Source organism: Planctomycetaceae bacterium (assembly GCA_021371795.1).
In the GTDB taxonomy this organism is placed as follows: domain Bacteria; phylum Planctomycetota; class Phycisphaerae; order Sedimentisphaerales; family UBA12454; genus UBA12454.
On record JAJFVK010000014.1, the window covers coordinates 81,093 to 90,090 of the forward strand.

Genomic DNA, 8,998 nt, shown 5'->3' on the forward strand with positions numbered 1-8,998 from the left:
TTAAATTTTAATAGTAAATGTTTAATGTTTTTTGGAGGTCAAAAAAATGAAGAAGTTGTTAAGTTTAATGTTGGTTGTTGTTCTTATGAGTACTGTTGCTTTCGGCGCTACACTCAAACTTGAGTGGAAGTTCGAAAACAATGCTCTTGATACCAGTGGTCAGGGCATTAATGGTTCTTATTTCGGCACGTCTGCGTTTACAGATGGTATCGTTGACAGAGCGTTTGTTTCGAGCGGCTCGAACAGTATTTACAAAACCGGTATTTCATCGAGTTTGCTTCCTATCGCGGCTGCGGATGCCTGGAGCGTCAATATCTGGGTAAAGCCGGATGATACACCGAGTGATTGGAATGTTCTGTTTGCAATCGGCAATAAGCCGAGCGGCAATGCGACAAATTCGTCGAGAGCTGTATATTCAAACGCGACCGGCGATATTGTTTTCACCGACGGTACAGGTTTGGGCGGACATTTTCTCGTCGGTACTGCAAAATATGAAGTAGACGCGTGGCAGATGATTACGGCAACTTATGACGGTACGAATGTAACACTGTACAAAAATGGTCAAAACATTGGCTCGCTGGCATTTACATTCACAACAGCTCCGGGCGAAGTACGCGTTCCAACGAATCCGGGCTGGAGTACATTTATGTCAGGCGCTTTCGATGAATTCACAATCTGGAGCGGATGCTTAACAGGCAGCGAAGTTTCTGCAATGTACAAAGCAATCGTTCCGGAACCGGCAACAATGACGATTCTCGCTCTTGGCGGACTTTTGTTAAGAAGACGTAAATAATATTTCTGTGTGGAAGTATTAGTATTTATTAATTTTCAGTTTTTTTTAGGAGGTAAAAAAATGAAGAAGTTTGTATGTTTGTTAGTAGTTATGGTACTTGCAGCTGGAGCGAATGCGGGATGGATCAATTTAGACAATTTCGAGTCGTATGCCGACAGCGCAGCGCTGAATTCGTCATGGGTAGTTAAAACAGATGGAGGAGTAACACCGATTATTGAAACATTGGAAAATGACGGCGACAATTACATGAAACTATATAAAAATACTACTGGTAATGGTGCAGGCTATATGCAGACAAGGTACCTATTGCCCGGCGGTGTATGGCAAAATCATGGTGTTAATTTGACATACCTAGGAATCACGGACATTAAATTCGATAGTAAAGTAACGGACAAAGCTTGCGACTACCTCCAGTTTTCTCTTGTTGATTGCTGGGGCTATGCAGTGACAAGTACCGTTAACCTGCCAACTTCCACTGGTAACGTACATGATTGGGCGACAACTGATCCTATAAATTTAGCATCCATTCTAATTGCTGGCAAGAACTTCGAGAATGTATACGCCATTTCCCTTACACTGAAGAACACATATAGTGGCGTTGGTGATGTGTTGATTGACAATGTTATGGTGATGGTTCCGGAGCCTGCAACGATGTCGATTCTTGCACTGGGTGGACTCTTGTTAAGGAAACGTAAATAAGTATAATGAGTTGTTAAATAGGATGGCGTCGAGGGAGCAAATTTTTATCGGCGCCATCTTTGTTTCTGTACGGAGATAAAATGCAATATTTAGGGATTACGGATTACTGTATCATCGGAGGATACTTTCTTTTCCTTATTGGCCTTGGTGTTTACCTAAGCCGCAGAGCATCGAAGAGCCTTGACGAATATTTTCTCGGCGGTCGGTCGCTGCCGTGGTGGGCTTTGGGTATCTCCGGTATGGGCTGGTCTGTCGATGTTACAGGCACAATGCTAATCGTATCCCTTCTTTATCTGCTCGGGCCTCGCGGATTATTTATCGAGTTCCGCGGTGGTGTACCGCTTGGGCTTGTCTTTACAATGATTTGGACCGGCAAATGGCACAGGCGTTCGGGCTGTATGACAGGCGCTGAATGGATGGCGTTCAGATTCGGTAACGGTTTCGGAGCAAACTTTGCGCGAATTTCAAAAGTTGTCGCACTTATAGTATTCACTATCGGTATGCTTGTTTACACCATCAAAGGCACAGGTTTGTTCTTCTCGATGTTTCTGCCGCTTTCGCCTTTTCAATGCTCGCTGATTATGCTGGGCATTACCACAATTTATACCGTGCTGGCAGGGTTTTACGGCGTTGTGCTTTGCGATTTATTGCAGTGCGGTCTGATATTAATTGGAATGTTTACTGTTACGGTGCTTGCGGTTCTGAAAATCAGCGGCAGCGATACTGATTTCGCAGCTCTCACGCAAACAGTTACGCATTGCAGTCAATGGCTTTCGTCGTTTCCGCAGCGATTTGCTGAAATGCCGGAAGGTTATAAAGTTTATGAATCATTGTATATGTTCACAATCTTTCTGCTTCTGCGAAATATCATTATGGGCTTTGGCACCGGCGACGACCCACAGTATTTTGCCGCGAAGAATGAACGCGAATGCGGCAAAGTCGCGTGCTGGTGGATGACGTTGAGTACTTTCCGCTGGCCGATGATGATTGGCTACGCGGTTCTTGGAATGTTCATTATTAAAGATATGTTCCCCGACCAGGCTATACTTGCACAGGCCGCTGTTCTTATCAAGCAGCAGCTCGGAAACGTCAGCGCAGGAGCGTGGCCGGATTATCTGTCAAAGATAATGAATAATCCATCAGCATATCCTGTCGAATTTATAAACAGTCTCAAAGCACTGCTTGGCGAAAACTGGATTGCGAAACTTCATCTGCTTAGTTATGATGGCACGATCAACGCTGAAAAGGTAATGCCGGCGGTTCTGCTTTACGGTATTCCGTCAGGGCTTAAAGGCCTTATTATGATTTCGCTCATCGCAGCCGGTATGTCAACTATTGACGTTACCATAAACAAAGCGGTATCATTTTTCACAAAAGATATTTATCAAAGGTATCTGCGTCCGAAAGCTGTTCATAAAGAACTAATGATGGCGACATATATTTTTACAATCGCTCTGGTCGCGGTAAGTTTTATTATGACTTATACCGTAAGGAGCATCAACGACATCTGGGGCTGGATTACGATGGGACTTTGTTCGGGGCTGGCGGTTCCATCGCTGCTGAAGATGTATTGGTGGCGGTTTAACGGCGGGGGTTTTGCGATTGGTACTATAGCCGGTTGCGTCAGCGCTGTAGTACAGAGAATTTTCTGGCCAGAACTTCCGGAACAATGGCAATTTATTGTTCTGACCGTTTTTGCGACTGTATGTTCTGTCGCGGGCACATATCTTACAAAGCCGACAGACAGGGCGGTACTTGAGAACTTTTATAAAATTACAAGGCCTTTCGGTTTTTGGAATCCGTTAATTCATATTCTGCCGGAAGACATCAGAGCAAAAATGAAAATAGAACATAAAAATGATTTACTTGCGCTGCCATTTACCGCAGTCTGGCTTGTCGCGATGTTTCTTATGCCGATGCAGTTGGTTGTTCAGCAATTTAAAGCGTTTTATATTACGTTTGGTGTGTTTATTGTAAGCGTTATTGGTATGTACTTCTTCTGGTATAAAAATCTGCCAACCGACGAAGATGTGCAAATAACAGAAAAACATTTGGAAAATCAGGAAAATGAGCGGAAATTAGCTGCCTGTGAGAAAAACTAATATCACAATTTATTTAATATTGCTTTGCTCTTTAACTGTGTCATCACTGGCGGCAGCAGGGGGATACTCTGTTGCTGTGATGGAAAATAGAACAGCGGGCAAATTGCTTCCTGTGCTTAAATCAAGTTTTAAGGCCGATTCAGTCAGTTACGCAAAATTCAGCGAAATAGGCAAATACGATTGCTTAATCATATCTGATGATGTCAAACTGTCGGGTGTTCAGCAAAAAAAATTGTTGAGTTTTCTTAAATCAGGCAGAGATTTAGTTCTTCTTGGCGCAAATGATATAAATTTGCCGGAACTGCCTGTGTTTGAACGTCGCGATATTTATTGCTACAAAGATGCGAAAGTTATCAAAACTTACGAGCAGCAGGATGTTCTAAAATCAAAAATTGAAATCAAAGGTTCATTTGACGGCCTTTCAGCGATTGCATTTGAGTATCCGGAAGTTTCGCGTTATGTTCCTGTTTTAGCCGTTGAAGATGAATATTCCAGAAATGTTGCTTTTGCCTGCGGTGTTTTAGTTAATTACGCAGGTGAGTTCAAAAACAGCAACTGGATTTTGTTTGGCGTCGATTATCCTGAATTTTACAAAAGCAAAGATTTTTTTAACGTGCTTATAAAGCTTTTAAATACAGTTAAAAGCAAGTATCTCGCCGAGGGTCTAAAAAAACAGGATGCAGCCGACAAGAAAAAAAACCTGCCAATAACTTCGCCCGCACCCAAAGATTATGTGAAACTAAGTGAAGACGGCAAACATTTTATTTTGCCGAACGGAAAGAAATTTTTCGCGTTAGGCTGCAATTACCTGGGGCCGTTTGAGAGGCAAACCGAATTCGGCGAAGATTACTATAATTTAAAACGCATCGAACAGGATTTTCAAAAGGCAAAAGAGGCCGGTATAAATTCTTTCAGGTTCTGGAATGTTCGAATTGACCAGTATCCTGAACGGTTTAAAACAATTATTGAACTGGCGAGAAAGTATCAAATCTATCTTATCTTGCAGCCCAGAGAACACCCTCTGCCGACGGATAAGGCGATGATTAACGTTTTCAAAAGAACCGCAGAAGTTGCGGGCGGAGAAACAATAGTATTGGGCTACGATTTAATGAACGAGCCTTATATCACAATGATAGGCTCTGTTCGAGCCAATGGCAGACCATCGGAAATATTACAGCAAAAAGTTTATGAACGATACTCCGATAAATACTATGATAAAAAATGGGTTGAGTATGCTTACAGCAACCCCGGCTGGCCTGAAATCGGCAAATGGATAAAAGGCACGGATGCGAAAAATCTTTACGCGGCGTATTCGATGGGCAAACAATATATTGAAAAATTTAATCAGTCATCTGATTACTCCTGTCTTTACGGCATAAACGGTCAGTTGTCGATTGAGCCGGAATATAAGGATTTTATCGGCGCGGTTGATAGTACATTTGCTTATTGGATTAGTTCTCATCAGCAGGCAATGAGGCAGCTTGATAAAAATCATTTTTACACAGTTGGCTATAATACATCTTTGGCTGCGTTGCCATGTAATAAAATGCTTGATTTTACTTCGCATCATATTTATCAGATGCCGTATTCTTATGAGGATGTGAAAAAAGCTGTAACGACATTCGACCGTCTGCGGGCGTTGTGGCCGAATAAGCCGATTACGATGGGCGAATTCGGTTTTTCAAGCGGTCTTAAAATGCCGGACGGAAAATATCTTGGGCAGAATGCGTCGTCTGTCGGCGAAATGATGGTTTATCTGTATGCGTTCGCGCACGATTATTCCGGAGCGTATCTATGGCTGCTTTCAGAATGGCCTGTTACGAATATGAAATATAACGCACCGTGGATTTCATCGGAGCGGCAAATCTATGAATCGCAGTTTGGGATGTATTATTATGACGGCACAGAACTGGGGCGGCCGAAGCCCATTGCCTACGCGACGAAGTTTTTCCGCGAATATATCGATTCGCACGAACCCGGCAGCGGGAAGCTGGATATTATCAGAGCCGATACGCCGATGCAGACCGGTTATGTTTTTACAGACAAGAACGCTTTGTTTGTCGGCAACACAAAATATGATTCATCGCCCTTGAAATTTTACAGCGAAGAACCGACGAATGTGATGCTGGTGTGGGATGCGAACAAATTGAAAATTATGGCGACGAATGATACCGAAGTGATTGTCGATATGACTCAATTCGGTTTTGCGAAAAACACGGAATTTGATTTAACCGGTAATTATGATTCGTTATTAAAAGTAAAAGACGCAATCCAGTTGAAATTGCTCGAAGGGCAGCCTGTAACATTTTGTATAAAAGGAAAGAAATGAAACTGACACGATACAAAAAAAATCCAATTCTATCACCTAAATTGGCCAACAAATGGGAAAATCTCGTTACCACAAATCCGACAGCGTGGTACGACAGTGACAGCGGCGAAGTTAAGCTGATATATCGTGCCGCCGGCGATGATGACGAGCATTACATTTATCTTGGTCTTGCGACGAGTAAAAACGGTTATGATTTTGTCCGGTGCAGCGACAAGCCGATGGTTTCGCCAATGCCTAAAAATAATATTGGTGGTATCGAAGACCCGCGCATCGTGAAAATGGATGGGCTTTATTATATTACTTTTGCGTTTCGGCCGTTTGCGCCGGGCAAATACTGGATTCCAAACGACAGACGCATATACAATGCTCCGAAACTTGGCGAGGGTTATCCGAGATTTTTGCGTGAGAATCTTTCAGCCACAGGTTTGCTGATTTCCAAAGATTTGAAAAAGTTCACTTATGCCGGCCTGCTTTCCAATCTTGCTTATGACGACCGCGATGTGATAATGTTCCCGGAAAAAATTAAAGGCAAATATGTTACGCTGCATCGTCCGATGGAATGGTGCGGCAAAAAATACGGCACTGATTTTCCGGCGATGTGGATTGCGTTTTCCGACGATTTGCTCGGCTGGAAAAATCTGAAACTTCTGGCAAAGGGCAAACACGCCTGGGAAAAGAAAATCGGCGGCTCTACTCCGCCAATCAAAACCAAAGACGGCTGGCTGGTGTTTTATCATGCGGTCGGCGATGATAAATATTATCGAATAGGCGCTATGCTGCTTGATTTGAAAAATCCGATGAAAATTCTGCACCGAAGTCCAGACTGGCTGATGCAGCCTGAAAAGCCTTATGAAACGAAAGGGCTTTACAACGGCGTTTGTTTCCCGTGCGGAAATGTTGTTATCGACGGTAAATTATTTGTGTACTACGGCGGTGCGGACAAATATGTCGGCGTGGCGACCTGCGATTTGAATGAATTACTTGCTTATTTAAAAACTTGTTCTGCGTAAGAGAGGTTCCTATGAGTGACGGACTTGCAAATACGATTAACGATCTGAAAAAGAAAAATGACGCGATGCTGAAAACGATACCGTGGGAAAATCGTCCCGCCGGTTGCAGCGATGTCGTCTGGCGGTCAAAATTAAATCCGATTATTAAACGAAATCATCTTCCGACGTCGAACAGTATTTTTAACAGCGCTGTTGTACGTTTTGGGAATGGTTTTGCCGGTGTTTTCCGTTGCGATGACAAAGTCAGAAATATGCAGCTTCACGTCGGCACAAGCGATGACGGTCTGAATTGGCGTATTGAGCCGGATCGGCTGAAATTCAAATGCGAAAATAAAGATCTCGCCGACTGGGAGTACGGCTATGACCCGCGTGTCTGTTGGATTGAAGACCGTTATTATGTTACCTGGTGCAATGGTTATCACGGGCCGACAATCGGCGTCGCTTATACCAAAGACTTTGTAGATTTTTATCAAATGGAAAACGCGTTTCTGCCGTTCAATCGCAACGGTGTTTTGTTCCCTCGCAAAATCAACGGCGAATACGCGATGCTTTCGCGTCCGAGCGATAACGGACATACGCCTTTTGGTGATATATATTACAGCCAAAGCCTGAATATGATTCACTGGGGCAGACATCGGTTTGTTATGGGAACGACGATGGGCTGGCAAGCGACGAAAATTGGAGCAGGGCCGATACCTATCGAAACACCTGAAGGCTGGCTATTGTTCTATCACGGCGTGCTGACGAGTTGCAATGGTTTTGTATATAGTATGGGTGCGGCATTGCTTGATTTGGAACAGCCGTGGAAAGTGCGTTTACGCAGCAGTTCATATTTGCTTTCGCCGCAGGAAAATTACGAATGTCTCGGCGATGTACCGAATGTGGTATTCCCGTGCGCGGCTTTATACGACAAGCCTGCCGGCAAAATTGCGATTTACTACGGCGGCGCTGATACGGTAACGTGCATGGCGTTCTGCAAGATTGAGGAAGTTCTGGAACACCTCAAATCAGACAGTTGTATATAACAATAAATAAAAAAACTCCAGGCAGGATATTTAAACCCCGCCTGGAATTTGAAGGGGAATTGGAATATTAACTGTTGAACTCTTTCAGTTCATCATGGTTATCCAGTGGTATTGTTTTTACAGCTTTTGCTTTTGAAACAGCCGGTGTTTTCTTTTCAAACTTTTTATCCGTGCTGCCTGCAATGTGATGTATCGCATGGTCAAAAGTTGTCAAATGCTTCTGTGCGGTCTTATGAGCTACCGGAGCATGACGTACTTCTGACTTACTGCTTCCGCCGACAAGATTTACCAAATCCTGTACAATCTGATTCATCTGTTCAGCCTGTGCACTAAGTTCTTCAGATGCACTTGCTGACTCTTCAGCATTCGCGGCGTTCTGCTGTGTTACCTTGTCCATCTGTGCAACGGCTGTATTGACCTGGTCAATGCCCTGTGCCTGTTCAGATGAAGCGGCAGCTATCTCGCCGACGAGATCGGTTGTTTTGCCGATGCTCTGAACTATTTCCTCGAGAACTTTGCCGACTTCATTAGCGATGTCAACGCCGTTCTTTGAACTCTTTACAGACTCTTCAATCATATTGGCGGTGTTCTTCGCGGCTTCCGCTGACCTCATCGCAAGATTGCGAACTTCTTCAGCGACAACTGCGAAACCCTTGCCCGCTTCGCCTGCACGAGCGGCTTCAACAGCGGCGTTCAATGCAAGTAAGTTTGTCTGGAAAGCTATTTCATCGATGACCTTAACGATTTTCGCGGTTTCATCAGATGATTTTTGTATGTCACGAATAGCTGTACTCATTCTGTTCATCGCTTCAGCGCCATTATTTGCGGCTTTGCGTGTTTCGCTTGCCAGTGTATTGGCCTGCTGCGCGTTGTCAGCGTTCTGTTTAGTCATAGAAGACATTTCTTCAAGGCTTGAAGATGTTTCTTCCAGACCGGCAGCTTGTTCAGTAGCGCCCTCGGCAAGAGATTGTGAAGCGGCTGAAACCTGACCGGACGCAGAAGATACCTGCTCCGCTCCGTCTGTCAAACCGGCTATGATT

Annotated in this window: 7 protein-coding genes; 6 read left to right on the forward strand and 1 reads right to left on the reverse strand. The window is 44.0% G+C overall.

Going from position 1 to position 8,998, the window contains the following annotated elements:
- Positions 1-46 precede the first annotated feature (46 nt).
- From LLF92_07630 to LLF92_07655, 6 genes are all read left to right on the forward strand, one after another.
- Positions 47-793, forward strand: coding sequence for a LamG domain-containing protein (locus tag LLF92_07630; GenBank protein MCE5340982.1), 747 nt, complete (start codon positions 47-49; stop codon positions 791-793).
- 60 nt (positions 794-853) lie between these two features.
- The gene (locus LLF92_07635; GenBank protein MCE5340983.1) at positions 854-1,492 is read left to right on the forward strand and encodes a PEP-CTERM sorting domain-containing protein; all 639 of its coding nucleotides are present in this window, start codon (positions 854-856) and stop codon (positions 1,490-1,492) included.
- A gap of 80 nt (positions 1,493-1,572) precedes the next feature.
- The gene (locus tag LLF92_07640) at positions 1,573-3,594 is read left to right on the forward strand and encodes a hypothetical protein (GenBank protein MCE5340984.1); all 2,022 of its coding nucleotides are present in this window, start codon (positions 1,573-1,575) and stop codon (positions 3,592-3,594) included.
- Between the two features lie 79 nt (positions 3,595-3,673).
- Positions 3,674-5,923, forward strand: a complete 2,250-nt coding sequence (locus LLF92_07645) for a glycoside hydrolase family 5 protein (protein ID MCE5340985.1) — start codon at positions 3,674-3,676, stop codon at positions 5,921-5,923.
- A complete protein-coding gene (locus LLF92_07650; protein ID MCE5340986.1) occupies positions 5,920-6,933 on the forward strand; it encodes a hypothetical protein in 1,014 nt (337 codons plus the stop codon). The genes LLF92_07645 and LLF92_07650 overlap by 4 nt, the downstream gene beginning before the upstream one ends.
- Positions 6,934-6,998: 65 nt before the next feature.
- Positions 6,999-7,958 (forward strand): glycoside hydrolase family 130 protein, encoded by a 960-nt coding sequence (locus LLF92_07655; protein ID MCE5340987.1) that lies wholly within the window; start codon positions 6,999-7,001, stop codon positions 7,956-7,958.
- 67 nt (positions 7,959-8,025) lie between these two features.
- Here LLF92_07655 and LLF92_07660 read toward each other — a convergent pair.
- Positions 8,026-8,998: methyl-accepting chemotaxis protein (locus LLF92_07660; GenBank protein ID MCE5340988.1), on the reverse strand; the 973-nt coding region annotated here is incomplete at its 5' end.